At 63.5% G+C, this 19186-nt stretch carries 19 protein-coding genes; 16 read left to right on the top strand and 3 right to left on the bottom strand.

What is annotated here, in order from left to right; all coding sequences use genetic code 11:
• Positions 1-10 precede the first annotated feature (10 nt).
• Complete coding sequence (locus tag ACXJKC_RS13710) at positions 11-946, top strand: tyrosine recombinase XerC (RefSeq protein ID WP_456697292.1); 936 nt, start codon at positions 11-13, stop codon at positions 944-946.
• Between the two features lie 4 nt (positions 947-950).
• Here the strand turns inward: ACXJKC_RS13710 and ACXJKC_RS13715 are convergent, their stop codons facing one another.
• On the bottom strand, positions 951-1835 hold the full coding sequence (locus ACXJKC_RS13715) for a peptidoglycan DD-metalloendopeptidase family protein (RefSeq protein WP_456697293.1): 885 nt from the start codon (positions 1833-1835) through the stop codon (positions 951-953).
• Positions 1836-2144: 309 nt separating this feature from the next.
• Between ACXJKC_RS13715 and rpsB the strand changes: the two genes are divergently transcribed.
• The 9 genes from rpsB (at position 2145) to ACXJKC_RS13760 (ending at position 11494) form a co-directional block, all read left to right on the top strand.
• The gene (gene rpsB / locus ACXJKC_RS13720) at positions 2145-3275 is read left to right on the top strand and encodes a 30S ribosomal protein S2 (protein ID WP_456697294.1); all 1131 of its coding nucleotides are present in this window, start codon (positions 2145-2147) and stop codon (positions 3273-3275) included.
• Between the two features lie 49 nt (positions 3276-3324).
• The gene (tsf, locus tag ACXJKC_RS13725; RefSeq protein WP_456697295.1) at positions 3325-4140 is read left to right on the top strand and encodes a translation elongation factor Ts; all 816 of its coding nucleotides are present in this window, start codon (positions 3325-3327) and stop codon (positions 4138-4140) included.
• 45 nt (positions 4141-4185) lie between these two features.
• A complete protein-coding gene (gene pyrH, locus ACXJKC_RS13730) occupies positions 4186-4935 on the top strand; it encodes a UMP kinase (protein WP_456697296.1) in 750 nt (249 codons plus the stop codon).
• Between the two features lie 59 nt (positions 4936-4994).
• Positions 4995-5549, top strand: a complete 555-nt coding sequence (gene frr / locus ACXJKC_RS13735) for a ribosome recycling factor (RefSeq protein ID WP_456697498.1) — start codon at positions 4995-4997, stop codon at positions 5547-5549.
• Positions 5539-6408, top strand: a complete 870-nt coding sequence (locus ACXJKC_RS13740; protein WP_456697297.1) for a phosphatidate cytidylyltransferase — start codon at positions 5539-5541, stop codon at positions 6406-6408. Before frr ends, ACXJKC_RS13740 begins: the two co-directional genes overlap by 11 nt.
• Before the next feature lie 28 nt (positions 6409-6436).
• Complete coding sequence (locus ACXJKC_RS13745) at positions 6437-8893, top strand: circularly permuted type 2 ATP-grasp protein (protein ID WP_456697298.1); 2457 nt, start codon at positions 6437-6439, stop codon at positions 8891-8893.
• Positions 8890-9789: a transglutaminase family protein gene (locus tag ACXJKC_RS13750; protein ID WP_456697299.1), complete on the top strand. Its 900-nt coding sequence runs from the start codon at positions 8890-8892 to the stop codon at positions 9787-9789. Before ACXJKC_RS13745 ends, ACXJKC_RS13750 begins: the two co-directional genes overlap by 4 nt.
• A 12-nt stretch (positions 9790-9801) precedes the next feature.
• Positions 9802-10929, top strand: a complete 1128-nt coding sequence (gene rlmN / locus ACXJKC_RS13755; protein WP_456697300.1) for a 23S rRNA (adenine(2503)-C(2))-methyltransferase RlmN — start codon at positions 9802-9804, stop codon at positions 10927-10929.
• A gap of 184 nt (positions 10930-11113) precedes the next feature.
• A complete protein-coding gene (locus ACXJKC_RS13760) occupies positions 11114-11494 on the top strand; it encodes a hypothetical protein (protein WP_456697301.1) in 381 nt (126 codons plus the stop codon).
• 38 nt (positions 11495-11532) lie between these two features.
• On the opposite strand, the gene ACXJKC_RS13765 is transcribed toward ACXJKC_RS13760, so the two are convergent.
• Positions 11533-13248, bottom strand: a complete 1716-nt coding sequence (locus ACXJKC_RS13765) for a TIGR03767 family metallophosphoesterase (RefSeq protein ID WP_456697302.1) — start codon at positions 13246-13248, stop codon at positions 11533-11535.
• Between the two features lie 105 nt (positions 13249-13353).
• Here ACXJKC_RS13765 and ACXJKC_RS13770 point away from each other — a divergent pair, with 105 nt between their 5' ends.
• Entirely contained in the window at positions 13354-14067 is a 714-nt protein-coding gene (locus tag ACXJKC_RS13770) for an enoyl-CoA hydratase (RefSeq protein ID WP_456697303.1), read from the top strand.
• Positions 14067-14516 carry an AMP-binding protein gene (locus tag ACXJKC_RS13775; protein ID WP_456697304.1) on the top strand — a complete coding sequence of 150 codons (450 nt, stop codon included), beginning with the start codon at positions 14067-14069 and terminating at the stop codon, positions 14514-14516. The genes ACXJKC_RS13770 and ACXJKC_RS13775 overlap by 1 nt, the downstream gene beginning before the upstream one ends.
• Here ACXJKC_RS13775 and ACXJKC_RS13780 read toward each other — a convergent pair.
• Complete coding sequence (locus ACXJKC_RS13780; RefSeq protein ID WP_456697305.1) at positions 14513-14992, bottom strand: Lrp/AsnC family transcriptional regulator; 480 nt, start codon at positions 14990-14992, stop codon at positions 14513-14515. The genes ACXJKC_RS13775 and ACXJKC_RS13780 overlap by 4 nt on opposite strands.
• 160 nt (positions 14993-15152) lie before the next feature.
• Here ACXJKC_RS13780 and ACXJKC_RS13785 point away from each other — a divergent pair, with 160 nt between their 5' ends.
• Genes ACXJKC_RS13785 through ACXJKC_RS13800 form a run of 4 tightly spaced genes read left to right on the top strand, consistent with a single transcriptional unit; the run spans position 15153 to position 19162 of the window.
• Entirely contained in the window at positions 15153-16313 is a 1161-nt protein-coding gene (locus ACXJKC_RS13785) for an ABC transporter substrate-binding protein (protein WP_456697306.1), read from the top strand.
• Complete coding sequence (locus ACXJKC_RS13790; protein WP_456697307.1) at positions 16297-17472, top strand: ABC transporter ATP-binding protein; 1176 nt, start codon at positions 16297-16299, stop codon at positions 17470-17472. The genes ACXJKC_RS13785 and ACXJKC_RS13790 overlap by 17 nt, the downstream gene beginning before the upstream one ends.
• Positions 17472-18341 carry an ABC transporter permease gene (locus ACXJKC_RS13795; protein WP_456697308.1) on the top strand — a complete coding sequence of 290 codons (870 nt, stop codon included), beginning with the start codon at positions 17472-17474 and terminating at the stop codon, positions 18339-18341. Before ACXJKC_RS13790 ends, ACXJKC_RS13795 begins: the two co-directional genes overlap by 1 nt.
• Positions 18338-19162 (top strand): ABC transporter permease, encoded by an 825-nt coding sequence (locus tag ACXJKC_RS13800; protein WP_456697309.1) that lies wholly within the window; start codon positions 18338-18340, stop codon positions 19160-19162. Before ACXJKC_RS13795 ends, ACXJKC_RS13800 begins: the two co-directional genes overlap by 4 nt.
• Positions 19163-19186: the final 24 nt, after the last annotated feature.

Here is a 19186-nt window from a genome sequence, read left to right on the forward strand (position 1 = left end):
ACTGGAGTCGATGACTCCCGAGACGCCCGATGACCTGACCGAAGCCTGGTCGGGTGTTCTGGCTGCCTATGAACAGCATCTGGTGGCCGAGCGTGATCTGTCGGCGCATTCGGTACGTGCCTATCTGACTGATCTGCAGAGTCTGGCGGCGCATTCCAGCCGGCTGGGAGTCGACACGCCGTCCGCCCTGACGATCCGGACCTTGCGTAGCTGGTTGGCGAACCTGCAGACCATGGGCAAGGCCCGGACGACACTCGCTCGTCGTTCGACTTCGGCACGTGTGTTCACGGCCTGGCTCGCGCGGACCGGGCGCGCCGACGCCGATGCCGGGGCGCTTCTGGTCAATCCCAAGTCTCACCGAGAGCTTCCCGTAGCCCTCAGTGAGACCGAGGTGCGAGCGCTCCTCGACACGACAGTCGCAGCCTTGGCCGACGAAGGACCTTCTGGCCTGCGAGATCTCGCGATCCTCGAACTGCTGTACGCCACGGGAATCCGGGTGGGCGAGCTGGTCGGTCTCGATATCGACGATCTCGACCGGGGACGCCGGATCGTGAGGGTTTTCGGCAAAGGACGCAAAGAGCGGTCGGTGCCCTACGGTCTCCCGGCATCGGACGCTCTCGAGTTGTGGTTGTCCCGCGGACGCCCAGATATCGCGACCGACGCCAGCGGTGCGGCGGTATTCTTGGGAGTGCGGGGCGGCCGAGTCGATCAACGAACTGTCCGCAGGATCGTCCACGATCGACTCGCCGTCGTCGAGGGCGCTCCTGACATCGGTCCGCACGGCCTGCGGCACACTGCTGCGACCCACCTGCTGGAGGGGGGCGCCGATTTGCGCAGTGTCCAGGAGATCCTCGGCCATGCCTCACTCGGCACGACTCAGATCTACACGCACGTCAGCAATGAGCGTCTGCGCAATGCATTCAAGTTGGCCCATCCACGCGCCTGAAGGATCAGAGCGACGACTGCGGATCGGTGGGTACCCCGTTCTTCAGCACCATGAAGTGCAGGTGGCAACCGGTCGACATCCCGGTGTTGCCCGACCGGCCGATGACCTCGCCGTCGGCGATCTGCTGACCCACGGACACCGCCTGACTGCTCAGGTGGTTGTAGCTCGTCTCGAATCCCGGCGCATGGCCGATCGTGATCCTCGTGCCGTAAGGCCCGCCGCGTCCCAGGGCTGTCACGACACCGGAACGAGCGGCGTGTACCGGCGTGCCGCACGGGACCGCGAAATCGGTGCCGTCGTGCAGTTTGCGTACCCCGGTCAGGGGATGCACTCGCATGCCGAACGACGAGCTGACGGGCCCGCCGACCGGACGCCGCAAGGTGCCGCCGACACCGAGAGGGGGCGAAGGCGGCGGACCGTCGGGACTGATCAGTACGAACCGTCCATGGCCCAACAGCATCAGCGGATCCAGATAGTCTCGCCCGACCCGACGTCCCAGGTGCAAGCAGGCGCCCGTGCAGTGGCTGTGCGTCCCGAGCAGCGTTCCGATTGCCTCACGAGATTCGATCGCATCGCCGACTTCGACACGCGGATCGACCGGCTGATAGGTCGAGCGTTCGGATCCGTGGTCGATCGTGATGACCGGCACCCCAGCGACGTCTCCGGCGAACGTGACCCGCCCCGCAGCCACGGCGCGGACGACATCGCCCACGGAGCCGGCGATGTCGATGCCGCGGTGTCCTGGACCGTAGCGATCGGCCGGCGGACTGAACCGTCCTGCGAGTTCGGGTCGTTCCAGGGGCCACGACCACGCATCGGCCGACCTGGCTCGGGCCGCCGTGGGAAGGATCATCAAGAGGATGACGAGGTACGCGATGCGACGGGACATGTGCCCAGCCAAGTCCTGATCGGGCGTCGTCACATGCGTCGGCAGCATGCCTGGGGACGGCGAGTTCGGGGTGTGTCTTTGTGGATTTCGTGACTGGGGGTGCCGTGCCCTAGACTTGGGTCAATCACTTCTTTCGAAGTGAAATTCGCGCGCCTGCTTCTGTGTGACACGCAAGTTGAATACAGATGATGGTCCTGGTCTGCTCGGCTCAGCCGGGCGGTGGTCCATTTGCAGCAGGCGCCAGGTCATCGTCAACCGGCGATGAGTCAAACCAGGATTGGCACACGTGTGCCACTAGGAGATACGACTATGGCAGTCGTCACAATGCGTCAGCTGCTCGAAAGCGGCGTCCACTTCGGTCATCAGACCCGTCGTTGGAACCCCAAGATGAAGCGTTTCATCTTCACCGAGCGCAACGGCATCTACATCATCGACCTCCAGCAGTCGCTGGCCTACATCGATGCAGGCTACGAGTTCGTCAAGAACACCGTCGCCCGTGGTGGAACCATCTTGTTCGTCGGCACCAAGCGCCAGGCGCAGGAGCCCATCGAAGAGCAGGCCAAGCGCGTCGGCATGCCCTTCGTGAACCAGCGCTGGCTCGGCGGCATGCTCACGAACTTCCAGACCATGCACCAGCGCCTTCAGCGTATGAAGGAACTCGAAGAGATCGACTTCGACGACGTCGCGGGATCCAACCGCACGAAGAAGGAACTGCTCTACATGAGCCGCGAGTACGCGAAGCTTTCGCGCACCCTCGGCGGTATCCGCGATATGGGCCGCACGCCTGCTGCTGCCTGGATCGTCGACACCAAGAAGGAGCACCTCGCGGTCGACGAGTGCAAGAAGCTCGGTATCCCGATCATCGCGATCCTCGACACCAACTGCGATCCCGACGACGTTGACTTCCCGATCCCGGGCAACGACGACGCGATCCGTTCGGTCGGCCTGTTGACGCGAGTCATCGCCGACGCCGTTGCCGAGGGCCTGATCGCCCGCGGTGGCGCCAAGACTGGCCAGGAAGAGCCCGGAGCCGAACTCGGCGCCGAGGAGCCCCTGGCCGACTGGGAGCGCGAGCTGCTGGAGAAGAAGGACGCCGAGGCCGCCGCGGCAGCCGCGCCGGTCGTCGACGCACCTGCTGCTGAAGCACCTGTTGCAGACGCCGCTGAGGCGCCTGTTGCCGAGGCTCCTGCCGCCGAGGCCAAGGCCCCCGCCGTCAAGGCCCCGGCCGATGCGACTGACGCTGCTCCGTTCGGTGCCGGCTCCAAGGCTCCGCTCAAGAGCGGGAACGCTCCGAAGGGCTACTCGGTCAAGGGCAATGCCGACTCGGGTCTCTACCACCTCGAGGGTGGCCAGTGGTACGACGCCACGGTGGCCGAGGTCTGGTTCGACTCGGCTGAGTCGGCTGAAGCCGCGGGCTTCAAGCTCGCCGGCTCCAACTGATCCTGACCGACACTCGTACATAACGACAGCACACACTTAAGGACGGCACATGGCTATTACTGCCGCAGAGGTCAAGAAGCTCCGCGACGCCACCGGCGCCGGCATGATGGACGCCAAGAAGGCGCTCACCGAGGCTGACGGCGATTTCGAGAAGGCGATCGAGGTGCTCCGCATTTCGGGCGCCGCGAAGGCCGCCAAGCGTGGAGCCGAGCGTGAGGCCACCTCCGGTCTCGTCGCCAACTACGGAAGCGCCATCGTCGAGCTCAACTCCGAGACCGACTTCGTCGCCAAGAACGAACAGTTCATCACGCTGGCCGAGAAGCTTGCCGAAGTGGCAGACTCGACCAAGCCGGCCGACGCCGCCGCATTCGCGAACGTTCCGTTCGAGGGTGGCAAGACCGTGGGCGAGGCTGTTGCCGATCTCGCTGTCGTCATCGGCGAGAAGATCGAACTGGGTCGCGTCGCCAGCTTCGACGGTCAGGTTGCGACCTACATGCATCGTCGTGCCAGCGACCTGCCGCCCGCGGTCGGCGTGCTGGTGGAGTTCGACGGCGACAACGCAGAGGTTGCTCGCGGAGTCGCGATGCAGATCGCGGCGATGCGTCCTCGCTACCTGACGCGCGAAGACGTCCCGGCGGATGTCGTTGCCAAGGAGCGCGAGATCGCCGAAGCCACATCGCGCGAAGAGGGCAAGCCCGAGCAGGCTATCGCTAAGATCACCGAGGGACGCCTTAACGGCTTCTTCAAGGAGACGGTCTTGCTCGATCAGGCTTCGGTGCAGGACAACAAGAAGACGGTCAAGGCACTCCTCGATGAGGCCGGCGTGACGCTCAAGCGTTTCGCCCACATCGAGGTCGGAGCCTGATACCTAGCGACACCCGTTCAACCCGCTGATCGAGAGGCCGGATTCGTGACCACTGCAGAGCATGTCGAGGATCCGGCCTCCGGTCATCAGCTCAAACGCGTGCTGTTGAAGCTGTCCGGCGAGGTGTTCGGTGGCGGCAAGATCGGCATCGACCCCGACGTCGTCAACGCGATCGCCAAGCAGATCGCCGCGGCTGTGGCCGAAGGCGTCGAAGTGGCCATCGTGGTCGGCGGCGGTAATTTCTTCCGCGGTGCCGAACTGAGCCAGCGCGGAATGGACCGGTCCCGGGCCGACTACATCGGTATGCTCGGAACAGTGATGAATTGCCTGGCATTGCAGGATTTCTGCGAGAAGCAGGGCATCGATACCCGTGTGCAGTCGGCTATCACGATGGGCCAGGTGGCCGAGCCGTACATCCCGCGTCGTGCGATCCGCCACCTCGAAAAGGGCCGGGTCGTCATCTTTGGTGCCGGCGCCGGAATGCCGTATTTCTCCACCGACACGGTCTCGGCACAGCGCGCTTTGGAGATCCACGCCGACGCGGTTCTGATGTCCAAGAGCGGTGTCGACGGTGTCTACTCCGATGATCCGCGGACCAACCCGGATGCCAAGAAGTACGACGAGCTGACGTTCGACGACGCTTTGCGTATGGGCCTCAAAGTCGTCGATGCCGCCGCATTCGCGCTGTGCATGGAGAACAAGCTGCCGATGATCGTGTTCGGTATGGAGGGCGAGGGCAATATCGCCCGTGTGCTTCGCGGTGAGAAGATTGGCACGCTGGTGCGTGCCGCCTAGGCGCTCACAACACTCGAAATGACCGTGGAAGCACTTTCTCTGATCGGAAAAGTATCGTGATTGACCAGACGCTGCGTGAGGCCGAGTCCAAGATGGACAAGGCCGTCGAGCACACCCGCGACGAGTTCGCTGCCATCCGTACGGGCCGGGCGCATCCTGCGATGTTCGCCCAGATCACGGCCGAGTACTACGGCCAGCAGACGCCATTGAACCAGCTGGCCGGATTCCAGGTGCCCGAGCCGCGCACCGTCATCATCCAGCCGTACGACGCCGGCGCCAAGCCCGCGATCGAGAAGGCCATCCGCGAGTCCGATCTCGGTGTCAATCCAAGCGATGACGGCAAGGTGCTGCGGGTGACCCTGCCCGAGCTGACCGAGGACCGGCGCAAGGAGTACATCAAGCTGGCCAAGTCCAAGGCAGAGGACGGACGCATCGCGGTGCGCGGCGTCCGACGAGGCGGCAAGCAGGCCCTCGACAAGGCAGAGAAGGACTCTGAGATCAGCAAGGACGACAACGTCGGTGCCGAGAAGCGGCTCGATGCACTGACCAAGAAGCACGTCGACATCATCGACGAGATGCTCAAGAACAAAGAGGCCGAGCTCCTTGAGGTCTGAGTCTCCCCGGGAGGAGACGCCGGCGGCTCACGCCGAACCGGTCAAGACCAGCCGTGCGGGTCGCAACCTGCCGGCCTCGATAGCCGTGGGCCTCGGCCTCCTCGCGATGGTCGGCGTGTCCCTGTTCTGGGTCAAGGAAGTGTTCATCGCCGTCGTGGCGGTGGCCTTGATCATCGGCTTGTTCGAGTTGGCGCGCGCGTTCTCCACAGCCGGCATCAAACTGCCTGTATTACCTGTCGCCACGGGCGGAACCGTCATGCTGATCGGCAGCTTCTATGGGGGCATGGAGACCGCCTCGATTGCGATGGCTCTGACCGTCATCGGAACCATGGTGTGGCGACTGTCCGAAGGCGCCGAAGGTTTTGTCCGTGACGTGAGTTCGGGTGTCTTCAGCCTGGCGTACCTGTTCCTCATGGGGGCCTTCGTGCTGCTCATGTTGACCGAGTCGGACGGCCCCGAGCGCATCGTGGCATTCATTGTGGCCACGATCGCCTCGGACATCGGTGGATATATCGCCGGTGTGCTGTTCGGCAAGCATCCGATGGCGCCGACCATCAGTCCCAAGAAGTCCTGGGAAGGATTCACCGGATCCCTGCTGTTCGGGATCGGGAGCGGCATCGCCACGATTACTTTGATGTTGGAAGGCGATTGGTGGGTCGGTATCGTCCTGGGCGTGGCGGGAGTCGTCTTCGCGACGTTGGGCGATCTTTCGGAGTCGTTGATCAAACGCGATCTCGGTATCAAGGACATGGGTGACCTGCTGCCGGGTCACGGCGGTCTGATGGATCGCCTCGATTCGCTTATCGCGGTCGCCCCGGTGGCCTGGCTGATCCTGTATCTGTTGGTGCCGGTTTCCTAGATTCGCCACCGCGTGTCAGGGTATTGCTGTGACGGCAATTCGCGATTACTCGGCCACCGTCACGCAACCCGCGCTCACCGGTGACGAGCCGCGCTTCGATGAGGTCGTCGCGCCAGATGGCAGTCTGCGCGCCGGATGGCGCGCTGTCGCCGAGACCGCGGTGCAACTGACCGAGACGGACCTGCGTCGTGTCGGCGGGGACATCAGAAGATTCCTGGCCAATGACGGTGTGACGTACACGCCGCCAGAACGCGAGACCGTCCCGTGGCGGCTCGATCCGTTCCCGCTCATCGTGGAGGCCTCGGAGTGGGCGCCCCTCGAAGTCGGCCTGACGCAGCGCACCGAACTGCTCAACGCGATCCTGGTCGACCTGTACGGCGGGCAGACGCTCTTGTCGAGCGGTGTCCTGCCGCCGGCGGTCGTGTACGCGCACCAAGGGTTCCTGCGGGTCTCCGCACGCGCTTCGGCCCGGGATCTGCATCCACTGCTGATTACTGCCGCTGACCTGGGCCGGAATTCCGCGGGGGATTGGCACGTCATCGCGGACCGTGCCCAGGCGCCCTCGGGCATCGGTTACGCCATGGAGAACCGGCGGGTCATCTCTCGGGTGCTGCCGGAGCTGTATCGGCAGGCGAGCTTGCATCGCATGGCCCCGTTCTTCCAAGCCATGCGTGCGACTCTCCTCGCCTCCTCGCCCGGGCAGAAGCCCAATCCGCGAGTGGTCGTGCTGTCGCCGGGCACGCATTCGGAGACCGCCTACGATCAGTCGTTCGTCGCCTCCAGCCTCGGCTTCCCGCTCGTCGAGGGCAGCGATCTGGTCATGCGTGACGGAGCCGTGTGGATGCGGGTGTTCGGCCGCCTGGAGCAAGTCGACGTCATCTTGCGTCGCGTCGACGCCGACTGGAGCGACTCACTGGAGTTGCGCAAGGGCTCGCAGCTCGGCGTGGCAGGGCTGTCCGAGGCGGTCCGTCGCGGCAACGTGCGGGTTGTCAACGGCCTCGGTGCGGGTGTGTTGGAGAATCCCGGTCTGCTCCCGTTCATGTCGCAGATGTGTGAGTTCCTGCTCGACGAGCCGCTGCGGCTTCCCTCGGTCCAGACGTACTGGACCGGCGACGAGCGCTCCAGGGCCTACGTCCTGGAGAACCTTGACACGCTCGTCATCAGGTCGATCGACAGTCCGACCGACCTCGGAGTGCGTCCGCCGGGAGAGCTGCGCGAACTGATCGCGGCGGCGCCGTACCGCTATGTGGGTCAGGAGCCGCTTGCTCTGTCGCAGTCACCGACGCTGGATGCACGAGGTGTGCATCCGCTACCGGTAACACTTCGGACGTTCACTTTGCGCCACGGATCGTCATATCGGCCGTTGATCGGCGGCCTGGCCAATGTCTACGAGGCCGGTGCGGCGACGTCCAGTAAAGATGTGTGGGTTTTGAAGGATCGTCCGGAGGAGCCCGATCAAGGCCTGGTCGACGTGACTCCTCTGACTGACTTCCGGGTGCCGTCCGGGATGGTTCCTCGGGCGCTGGAGGACATGTTCTGGTTCGGTCGGTACGCCGAGCGGGCCGAAGACATGCTGCGTCTCATCCTGGCCGCACATGCCAGTTCCGATGACTTCCGGAGTCGGTCCGACACCGCTGCCGGCGCGAGTCTTGCCGTGCTGATGTCGGCGATCGGCAGGCTCGGTGGCGCGCCCCAGACTCCAGACCAGCTGGAGGAGGACTTGCGATCCTTACTCCTCGATGTGCACCGCCAGGGGTCGGTGGCCCAGTCGATCAGCGCGTTGCGTGATGCGGCCACAAGTGTGCGCGATCAGTTGTCCCCAGACACATGGCAGGCGTTCAGTGCGATCGACCGTGCCTCGGCGCAGCTCAGTGCCTCCCGGCACAGCCACCAGATCGCCGAGAGTGCGGGCGACATGTTGACCGGGGTCCTGTCATTGCAGGCCGTCACGGCCAATATGATCCGCGATCCGGGTTGGCGGATGATCGGGACGGGGCGTGCGCTCGAGAGAAGCCTGCAATTGTGCCATCTGCTCGGCGCGACAACTGCGGCCAGCCACGGGATGGATGTCGACCGCGATGTCCTCAACGCGGTGCTCGTGGCGTCCGAGAGTGCTGTCACTCATCGCCGCCGCTATCGGGGCTATGTGCGGGTCGGCGGTGTTTTGGAGCTTCTGCTGCTCGAACGTGAGAACCCTCGTTCGCTGGCGTTCGGCATCGCCGAGCTTCGCGAACAGCTTGCGGCGATGCCGGAGTCGACTGGATCGACCCGACCCGAACGGCTGCTCGACGACCTCGCCGACGAGTTGGAGCGGATCGAACTACCGGTTCTGACCGAGATCGAAGATGGGAGCCGACCCCATCTGATGCGATTCCTGGACGGATCCATCGGTCAGCTGAGCCGCTTCGCGGACGCAGTCGCCGAACTGCACTTCTCCGCCGGTCCGGTCCCGCGGGCCTTCGGTTTCGCGGCGGTGTCGCCATGAGATACCGGGTCTCCCATCGCACGGTCTACTCCTATGACGAGAACGTCAACGACAGTTTGGGCATCGCCTATCTCGTGCCGAGACAGTTGCCGTGGCAGAAGGTGCTCAGCCGACAGCTCATCCTGGCGCCCGTGCCTCTCGACCGGAGCGAGGATGTGGACTATTACGGCAACACGGCCACGTACTTCCAGGTCGCCGAACCGCACAAAGTCCTCGATATCGCGGCGACCAGCGATGTGGAGGTCGAGATGCAGGTGCACTCCGACGAGATGTTGGCCGTCGCGTGGGAACGGGCTCGCCCGGCCGCCCGTCCAGATGTCGAGGATTCCTGGCAGGCATTGGACTTCGCCTTGCCGTCGGGGTTGGTCGATCAGACGGCCGAAGCGCATGCCTATGCCGCCAGCTCCTTGCGACCAGGACGACCTCTAGGGGAGGCGGTCATCGAGGTCATGCAGCGGATCCACGCGGATTTCGCCTACGACAAGACCGCGACGACCGTCACGACGACGGTCGACGACATCTTCGACGCTCGTGCGGGTGTCTGTCAGGACTTCGCGCACCTGACGCTGGCCTGCCTGCGCTCGCACGGTCTGGCAGTGCGGTACGTGAGCGGTTACCTCGCGACCCGGCCCCCGCCCGGCAAGGAACGGGTCTTCGGTGCGGATGCGACCCACGCGTGGGCGGCAGTCTGGATTCCCGGTGACGGCTGGCTGGCGCTCGACCCGACAAATGACCAGCTTGTCGGGGATCGCTACGTCACGGTCGCTTGGGGTCGCGACTATTCCGATGTCCCTCCGGTCAAGGGTGTCATCTTCACCGAGGCGAAGAACTCGACTCTCAAAGTAGAAGTGGATGTCGCCCCGATCGCGGATTTCGGCCCGGACGGGGTGGGGTGAGAGAATGGGGGAGTGTCTGAATCTCCGCGCAGCCTCCCACTGGTGTTCGAGCAGCCGCGGGGACGCAAGAAGCCTCCGCGGCATTTGGCCGATCTGAGCGCTGAGGAGCGCACGGCTGCCGCCGAAGCACTCGGTGAGCCGGCCTTCCGGGTCAAGCAGGTCGCGAACCACTACTACGCCAGGCTCGAGCGCGATCCGGCCAATATGACCGATCTTCCGGCCGTCAGCCGAGACCGCATCGTCGAAGATCTTCTGCCGACTCTGCTCAATCCGGTCCGCACGATGGAAGCCGACAAGGGTGCGACGGTCAAGAATCTGTGGCGGCTCTTCGACGGAGCGCTCGTCGAATCGGTCCTCATGCGTTACACCGACCGCGCCACGATCTGCGTGTCGAGCCAGGCCGGTTGCGGGATGGCGTGCCCGTTCTGCGCCACGGGTCAAGGCGGACTCGAACGCAATATGAGCACCGCCGAGATCGTCGATCAGGTTGTCGACGCTGCCGGCAAGATGGCCCGTGGCGAGATCGCCGGCGGTCCGGGGCGTCTGTCGAATGTCGTCTTCATGGGCATGGGCGAGCCGATGGCCAATTACAAGTCCGTGATCGGGGCGATCCGGCGCATGGTGGCCCCGACGCCGGACGGGCTCGGCATGAGCGCCCGGAACATCACTCTCAGCACCGTCGGCCTGGTGCCGCGTATCAAGCAGCTGACCGAGGAGGGCATCCCGGTGACGCTCGCGGTGTCGCTGCACGCGCCCGACGACGAACTGCGCGACACTTTGGTGCCGATCAATACCCGTTTCAAGGTTGACGAGGTCGTCGATGCTGCGTGGGAGTACGCCAAGAAGACCAAGCGTCGTGTCTCGATCGAGTACGCCATGATGCGTGACATCAACGACCAGGCCTGGCGTGCTGATCTGCTGGCCGACGTGCTGCAGGCGCGCGGCGACTGGGGGTGGGTCCACGTCAACCTGATCCCGCTCAACCCGACACCCGGCTCGAAGTGGACCGCATCGCGTCGCGAGGATGAGCGTGAATTCGTCCGCCGTCTCGAAGCCAAGGGCATCTCGACGACGGTCCGCGACACGCGTGGCAGCGATATCGACGGCGCCTGCGGCCAGCTGGCCGCTGTCGAGGGCTAGGCGGCAGCTCCCTCCCGGTTCATCGCCGCTGTCGGGACCGCATGGTCTCGTAAGACTCCTGGTCTGTCTGTAAGAACAGACGTGCCGTTGCTGACCCTTGCCCAGATTCGAATCGGATGGTTATAGTCAAACCTCAACATATCGAAAATATCTTCGAGATATCGAATATATAGGAGGTTGTTCAATGAGGATTCGATGGAAGCGGTTGGGGGCCGTGACAGCGGCTGCCACCGGCGCGCTGGTCATGTCGGTCGCCGTGCCTGCTGAGGCTGCCATCACGGGATCGTGCACGAGTAGTGCCACCTGCCAGGTTTTCGACCCCAACTTCACGGGAGGCAAGGCTTCGTTCGACGTCGACATCACTTCGGCGACCGCGCCCTCGTCATGGGAAGTCGGACTGAGGGTCAACGGGGTCAAGAAGTGCAGTACGTTCGTGCAATCGTCGGATCCCGTCAAGTCGTTCACGTGCACGGGGCTCCCGGCCGGGAGCCTTTCGCTCTACACCGGCACGTATGGCGGAGGCGCCACCGGCAACATCAGCCTAGGACTCCGGCCCTACCAGTGAGCCGGTCGCCCGTCCCCGTCGGCCGGGGGCGGGCGTTTCTAGGCCAACGGGTCCTTGACCAGCAGCTCGGTGTTGCGGTCGCTGACTGCGCCCTCCTGAGCAGCCGATCGCAGCTGTGGGTCATTGGCCGACAGCTCTCTTGCCAACGCCGAGATCTTGACTGAATCGATCAGCGATCCGCCATGCGACGACGGTCCGGCGTGATCGAGCATCGTGGTGAAGATCGACACGGTTCCGTCGCGGTTGTTCGCGAGTTCGATCAGGCGCGATTGCTGAGGGAAGTCGACGTGTGAGGCGGTGTTGATCTCCCAGAAGCCGGACTTCTGATCGGCGCTGCGATGCGCCGAGATCTGGTTGCGATGGGTGTGCCCGTTGACCCAGGCGATGACGTTCTTGCTGGCGAGCAGGGTCGCGACGACCTCATCGCCGAGGACACGCGGATTCAGGTCGAGTCCGGTCAGGACCAGGGAATTGGTCATCGATTTCGACGTGTGGTGGCTGAAGATCAGGACATACTTGTCGGCCGAGCTCGCCAGCAGCTTCTTGAGCCACACGTGCTGCGGGCCGTCGATCGATCCGTCGGCGTAGCCATTGGGGTTGACGCTGTCGAGCACGATACAACGCACCTGGCCCTTGTCGAACGAGTAGTACGCGGTGCGTTGCCGTTTGTTGGCAGCAGTGAAGCCATGACCGACAGGAGTGCCCGACGTCTTGAAGTGCTCATCGACGATCTGTCCACGAGTCAGCGTGCGCCGCCCGGAATCGGGACTGACTATTGTCACGGAGTTCAGCGAAACGGCTCCCAGCAGGGCCAGCGGATTGCCGGCTTTGAGACTGGATATGACGTCGGCCTGGGAGAGTCCGGGCGGCAGAGTGCTGGCCTTGAGCGGGCTGGTCGCCAGAATCGACAACGGCAAAGTGTGTGGGAAATTGCCCTGAACGAGTCCGTCGTGATTGCCGAAAACCGAGTACCACGGGATCTTGAGGCCCTGCGGAGTGAATGCGCGCCGGGAGGCGTCGAGCAGACCCTTGACCCGCGGGAAGCCGAAGCGCGCGGAGTAGATGTCCTCTGGCTCTCCGGCGTTCTTCGGGCCGTCGGGATGCCAGTAGTGCTGGTCCCAGACGGTGGTGTCGGCGACGCCCTCGTATTTGGTGAGATTGCCCGAGTCAGGCGTGATCCGTTTGCCGTCGAGCACATCGATATTCCATCGGACTTCGTTGTACTGACAGTTGTCGGAGTTGTCACCCGTCTGGATCGCGAAGGCGAGCGGTTGCCCCGTGACGGGACCGCGGCCGACCCGGTTGACGGCGCGGATCATCGAGTCGGCGATCTGCGGGGTCAGCATCTCGTGCGGTCGGTAGCTCGACGACAACAGCCCGCCGAGCGTGGGGGAGCCCTCATAGGTGTCCTCCAGTCGATCGATGTATTCGACTCGCGCGGGCGATTGGGCATCGATGATGTGCACATCGGTCAGGTGCACGAAGCTCAACACCGCGCGGCGCGTCCGGACGCGTGTGCTGCCTGCCTTGGCGCCGAGCTCCGTTCTGATGGTGTGCGCCTCGCCGCCGCGGGCGATGACCTTGCGGTAGCCACCTCGGCCGGCCGCACCGCGTCCGAAGCAACTGTCGAGAGTCGTGTACCTCGGGGCGATGACGCCAGGCGCGGCCCAGCCGGTTTCGGGACGCAGGCCGACAATCGCGGCGCCTCCCACGGCGGCTCCGGAACGGATCAGGGCACGGCGCGAGATCGTCATGCACTCACAACGAGCAGATCCCTGTGACGTCACTCACGGAGGCCGTGCCGGACGGTACGGAGCACGGTCCGCAGCGATAGCGTAGAGGCGACCCGGAGGAGATCCATGATCGGCACGACCCGCGAGGCAGACGTCTTCATCATCGAACTCCAGCGCGAGGATCGGCGCAATGCCTTGAACCTCGAGCTGTGCAATGCCTTGCGTGAAGCGGCCCAGGAGGCGGTCGATGCGGGTGCGCGGGCCATCGTCATCACCGGAAAGGGCTCGGCCTTCTGCGCCGGCGCCGATCTGGGGGGCGTCTACGGTCCGGAGTTCCTGGAGGCGCTCTACGGGATGCTTCACAGCCTGACGAAGTTGCCGGTACCCATCATCGCTGCTGTCAACGGACCGGCGATCGGTGCCGGCACCCAGCTCGCGATGGCATGCGATCTGCGGGTCGCCGACGAGACCGCACTGTTCGGAGTGCCGGTGGCCCGCAACGGTATGGCCGTCGACGCGTGGACAATCCGTACCCTCGGTGAGATCGCGGGAGTCGGCGTCGCTCGCCGCGTGCTATTGGCCGCGCAGATGTTGACCCGCGATGAAGCGTCAGATTGCGGCCTGATCGACAAGAAGGCGACGCTGTCCGACGCGATCGCCTGGGCCCACGAGATTGCCGCGCTGGCTCCCATGGCGATCGCCCACAACAAACTCGTGCTGAACGGTGCATCCGACGATGTCATCGACAAGAGCTTCGACGAGGTCTGGGCCAGCGAAGACGTCCGGGAGGCGGCCCAGGCGCGCCTCGAGAAGCGTGCTCCGATCTTTGCGGGGCGATGATGGACAGCCTGATCTTCCGCGTTCTCGACGCCCAGGTGATCAAAGGTCTCGCCGACGAGCCCGCCGTCCGTGACGACAGGGGAAGCCGGTCGTATGCGCAGCTTCTGCACGAATCGGCGTGTATCGCCGCAGGTCTGAATCACATGGGCATCGAGGCAGGTACTCCGGTGGCGATCGACCTCGCGCCCGGCAGTCACCTGGTCACGACCGTGCTGGCGATCGCGCGGCTCGGCGCCCTGCCGGTCGAGAGCAGCGAATTCACGATCTCAGGAATGCCGCCGAGTCTGGTGACGCCGCATACCGAGGTGGCGTGGGATGTCCTCGACAAGGCCGGCCGCACCGAACCGTCCGCAGCGCCGATCGTCGACCCCGACGGATACGAAGCCGTACTCCGTCAGGCGTACGGTGACATCTTCGAGATCCTCGAGCGCGGCGGCACGGTGTCTTAGCGGACGCCCCACGAGTAGGTCTGCTTCTCGAGTCGCAGGTACACGAACGTCTCGGTCGTCACGACCCGCTCTAGAGAGCTGATCTGCTGTGACACGATATCGAGCAGCTCATCGTCGCTCTCGGCCACGAGCTCGGCCAGGATGTCGAAGCGCCCAGTCGTGATGACGATGTAGTCCAGCGCATCGATCGCGGACAGTTCCGCGGCGACTTCGCGGACGTGGCCGTTGACCTTGATCCCGATCATGGCCTGACGGGCGAAGCCCATCTGCAGGGGGTCGGTGACCGCCACGACCTGCATGACCCCGCTGTCGATCAGCTTTTGGACGCGATGACGTACTGCGGCCTCGGAGAGACTGACTTCCTTGGCGATCGCCGAATAGGAAAGGCGTCCATCGTTTTGCAGCAGTTCGATGATGCGCTTGGCGGTGTCGTCGAGATTCTGCCCGCGGACAGGGGCAGACTTACGGTCGCTCATGCGGGACATCATGCCCTATCAGCGCACGGAAATCACTTCACCTTGCTGCTTGGATTGACGCTTTCACGTGCGAAACAGAGTCGTAACGCCGGAATCCCTTGTGCTGAGCCCCCGATCTTGCGAGTATTCGTAAATCAGCGGAGGAATGGGGTAGCACATCGTGGGAGTCGATCGACGAACCGTCCTGAAGGGTTTGGGCGGCACTGCCGCCGCTCTCGGCGTAAGCGGATTCGCACTGACCAGGTTCGACACGCCAGATCGCAAGCAGGATCCGGCGACGTGCACGGCCAAGGACATGTCTGCCAGCCAGAAGAATCTGGTGGTCTCGAACTGGCCCGAGTACATCGACCAGGACGACGGCGACTACATCTCGACGTTGACCCAGTTCCAAGAAGACACCGGCATCGACGTCCGATACACCGCCGACGTCAACGACAACAACGAGTTCTTCGCTAAGGTCTCCAATCAACTCGGCTCCTGTAGTTCGTCCAAGCGTGACATCTTCGTGTTGACCGACTGGATGGCAGCGCGGGTGATTCAGGTGGGCTGGATCCAGAAGCTCGATGCTGCCAAGGTGCCCAATCTGCATGCCAACATCATCGACTCGCTCGCCAAGCCCGACTGGGATCCCCGCCGAGAATTCTCGGCGCCCTGGCAAAGCGGCTTGACCGGCATCGCGTACAACAAGAGCAAAGTCGACGAGGTCAAGTCATTCAAGGACCTGTTGACCCGCAAGGACCTCAAGGGCCGCATCTCGTTGCTGACCGAAATGCGCGACACGATGGGCTTCTTGCTGATGATCGAAGGCGCCGATCCCGAGAACTTCACCAAGGCGCAATGGGAGGCGGCCATCGAGCTGCTTCGAAAGGCACGCGGTGACGGCCAGGTGCGCTCATTCACCGGCAATGAGTATGTGCAGGACCTTGCATCGGGCAATATCGTCGCCTGCGAAGCATGGTCGGGCGATATCGCCAACGCCGGCGACGAGAATCTCGTCTGGCTGCCGCCGGAAGAAGGCATCATGATCTGGGCCGACAACATGCTCGTGCCCAATCTCGCGACGCACCAGGCCAATGCCGAGGAGTGGATCAATTTCTACTACGAGCCAGAGGTCGCGGCGAAGCTCGCTGCCTACAACAGCTTCATCTGTCCGGTGAAGGGTGCGCAGGAAGCGATGGAGAAGGTCGATCCCGAGCAGGTCGAGAACGAGTTGATCTTCCCCACCGAGGACACGTTGTCCCGCACGAGTCAGTTCATGGCCCTCGATGAGGCCACGATGCGTACCTACGAAGGAGATTTTGCTGATGTCACAGGTGCATGACGGGCCGACTGCGTCGGCACAAGATTCCCCGACCGGATCCTCAGCGACCTCGCGGGACTTGCGACTCAGCAAATTGACCAAAGAGTTCGCGACGTTCACAGCGGTCAAGTCCTTGGATCTGGTTGTCCCACAGGGGCAGTTCTTCGCTCTGCTGGGCCCTTCGGGTTGCGGCAAGACCACGACCTTGCGCATGGTGGCCGGACTCGACATCCCCACATCCGGCACGATCCATCTCGGCGACACCGAGGTGACGTACGAGAAGCCGTACAAACGTCCGGTCAACACGGTCTTCCAGAACTATGCGCTCTTTCCGCACCTGAACATCGCCGACAATGTGGCGTTCGGCCTGAAGCGTCGGGGAATCAAGGACGTCAAACAGCAGGTCTCCGACATGCTGGAACTCGTCGAACTGACCTCTCAGGCGCACAAGAAGCCGGCGCAGATGTCCGGCGGGCAGCAGCAGCGCGTGGCGCTGGCCAGGGCCTTGATCAACAAGCCCGAGGTGCTGCTGCTCGATGAGCCGCTGGGCGCCCTCGACCTGAAGCTGCGACGCGGGATGCAGCTGGAACTCAAGCGCATCCAGACCGAGGTGGGCCTGACCTTCGTGCATGTGACCCATGATCAAGAAGAAGCCATGACGATGGCCGACACGGTCGCGGTGATGAATCAAGGCGTCATTGAGCAGATGGGAGCTCCCAGCGAGCTGTACGAGAATCCTCGTACGACGTTCGTCGCGAACTTCCTGGGCCAGTCGAATCTGATCAGTGCCGAGATCGAGGGCCGCGAAGGCGATCACGTCAAGGTGCGGATGGCCGGCGGTATCGCCTCGGTGCCAGGCGATCGGGCGCATTCGGACACCGGCCACGGCTGGCTCGGCATCCGTCCTGAGAAGGTCCTGATCGCCGAACACGGGCAGCCGATCGATGCGCCAGGAAGCGTCCTGGAAGGTGGCTACATCACCGACGTCAGCTTCGTCGGCGTCAGCACGCAGTACATGATCATGATGCCGTGGGGCCAGGAACTGATGGCGTTCGAGCAGAACACGGGTGCGCGGTCGATGCTTCCGGTCGGCACAAAGGTCGATGTGTCGTGGCGCCCCGAGTTCGCCTTTCTGCTCGACGCCAGCCAGGACGCTATGGCCGGGATCGAGGAGGACTAGTGGCCACGCCTGTTGCCGCTCGTCCGCGGCGCAAACTCACCGGCTACTGGCTGATCGCCCCTGGCGCGATCTGGTTGGGACTGTTCTTCCTGATCCCGTTCTACTCGCTGATCGCGACCAGCCTGTACGACCCGAGCGGGTCGGTGCTCACGGGCTATCAGATGTCATGGCACTTCTCGAACTTCATCGACGCGATCGACCAATACAAATCCCAACTGTGGCGCTCTCTGTGGTACGCCGGACTGGCGACGCTGTTGTGTTTGGTGATCGGCTACGTGCTGGCGTACGCGATCGCGTTCAAAGCCGGGCGTTGGAAGAATCTGATGCTGATCTTGGTGATTGCACCGTTCTTCACGAGCTTCCTGTTGCGCACGCTGTCGTGGAAACTGATCCTGGCCGATGACGGCTTTGTCGTCGACGCGCTGCAGACAGTGCATATTCTCGGTCCCGACGATCGGCTGTTGGCGACGCCGGTCGCCGTCATCGCGGGGTTGACGTACAACTTCTTGCCGTTCATGGTCCTGCCGTTGTATGCGAGCCTGGAGAAGATCGACATCCGGTTGATCGAAGCCTCCCAGGACCTGTATGCATCCCCACTCCGGGGCTTCTTCAAGGTGACGCTCCCGTTGTCGATGCCCGGAGTCGTCGCAGGCACGCTGCTGACATTCATCCCGGCGGCCGGTGACTACATCAACGCCCAGCTCCTGGGCAGCCCGAATCAGCGAATGGTCGGCAATGTCATCCAGAGCCTGTTCACGACTCAGGGTGACTTCGCTGCGGCCGGTGCCCTGTCGGTGACCTTGATGGTCATCATCGTGGGAGCGGTCATGATCTATATCCGCACTGCCGGAACGGAGGAGCTCGTATGACCCCGTTGCTTCGCCTCAAGCGCTGGATCGGCGACCATCTGATCATGGGGCTCGGACTACTGGTTCTGGCCTACACCTTCGTGCCGATCGCGGTCGTCGTGTTGATGAGCTTCAACGACAGTTCGAAGTCGCGCAATGTCTACAAGTTCCAGGAGTTCACCTGGAGCAACTGGCTGCATCCGTTTAAACCCGCTGGAATGGGCGACTCGGTGATCCTGAGCATCCAGATCGCATTCTGCGCGACGATCGTCGCCACGATCCTGGGCACTCTGGCGGCCTTCGCGCTGGTCAGACACCGGTTCAAGGGACGCTCTGCTGCGAACCTGATCATCTTCTTGCCGATGGCGTCGCCGGAGATCGTGATGGGCTCCTCGCTGCTGGCGCTGTTCGTGTCGAGCGGTTTCGGCGGCAAGCTGGGCTTCGTGACGATTCTGATCGCGCACGTGATGTTCTGTCTGTCGTTCGTGATTGTGACGGTCAAGGCCCGGCTCAGCGGGCTCGACGACAACTTGGAACAGGCTGCGATGGACCTGTACGCCACCGAGAACCAGACGTTCTGGCGGGTCACCTTCCCGCTGGTGCTGCCGGGCATCATCTCTGCGGCGCTATTGAGCTTCTCGCTGTCGTTCGACGATTTCATCATCACGAATCTCAATTCGGGCCAGTCGGTGACGTTCCCGATGTTCGTCTACGGATCGTCGCAGCGCGGTGTGCCTATGGAGGTCAATGTGATCGGTACCGCGATGTTCATCATCGCGATCTCGATCGTCGTCGCGGGTGAGTTCGCCCGTCGTCGCCAGCAGAAGTCCCTGGCTACCTAACCCGTCACCCGGACAAAGCACGAG

The organism is Aeromicrobium sp. P5_D10 (genome assembly GCF_054049535.1).

Bases quoted from the DNA above. Each gene is read 5' to 3' on its own strand.
- ACXJKC_RS13800 (WP_456697309.1), top strand. From the start codon at position 18,338: ATGACCCCGTTGCTTCGCCTCAAGCGCTGGATCGGCGACCATCTGATC.
- ACXJKC_RS13750 (WP_456697299.1), top strand. From the start codon at position 8,890: ATGAGATACCGGGTCTCCCATCGCACGGTCTACTCCTATGACGAGAAC.
- ACXJKC_RS13715 (WP_456697293.1), bottom strand. From the start codon at position 1,835: ATGTCCCGTCGCATCGCGTACCTCGTCATCCTCTTGATGATCCTTCCC.
- tsf (WP_456697295.1), top strand. From the start codon at position 3,325: ATGGCTATTACTGCCGCAGAGGTCAAGAAGCTCCGCGACGCCACCGGC.
- ACXJKC_RS13765 (WP_456697302.1), bottom strand. From the start codon at position 13,248: ATGACGATCTCGCGCCGTGCCCTGATCCGTTCCGGAGCCGCCGTGGGA.
- ACXJKC_RS13710 (WP_456697292.1), top strand. From the start codon at position 11: ATGACTCCCGAGACGCCCGATGACCTGACCGAAGCCTGGTCGGGTGTT.
- rpsB (WP_456697294.1), top strand. From the start codon at position 2,145: ATGGCAGTCGTCACAATGCGTCAGCTGCTCGAAAGCGGCGTCCACTTC.
- ACXJKC_RS13770 (WP_456697303.1), top strand. From the start codon at position 13,354: ATGATCGGCACGACCCGCGAGGCAGACGTCTTCATCATCGAACTCCAG.
- ACXJKC_RS13790 (WP_456697307.1), top strand. From the start codon at position 16,297: ATGTCACAGGTGCATGACGGGCCGACTGCGTCGGCACAAGATTCCCCG.
- ACXJKC_RS13775 (WP_456697304.1), top strand. From the start codon at position 14,067: ATGGACAGCCTGATCTTCCGCGTTCTCGACGCCCAGGTGATCAAAGGT.
- ACXJKC_RS13780 (WP_456697305.1), bottom strand. From the start codon at position 14,992: ATGAGCGACCGTAAGTCTGCCCCTGTCCGCGGGCAGAATCTCGACGAC.
- ACXJKC_RS13760 (WP_456697301.1), top strand. From the start codon at position 11,114: ATGAGGATTCGATGGAAGCGGTTGGGGGCCGTGACAGCGGCTGCCACC.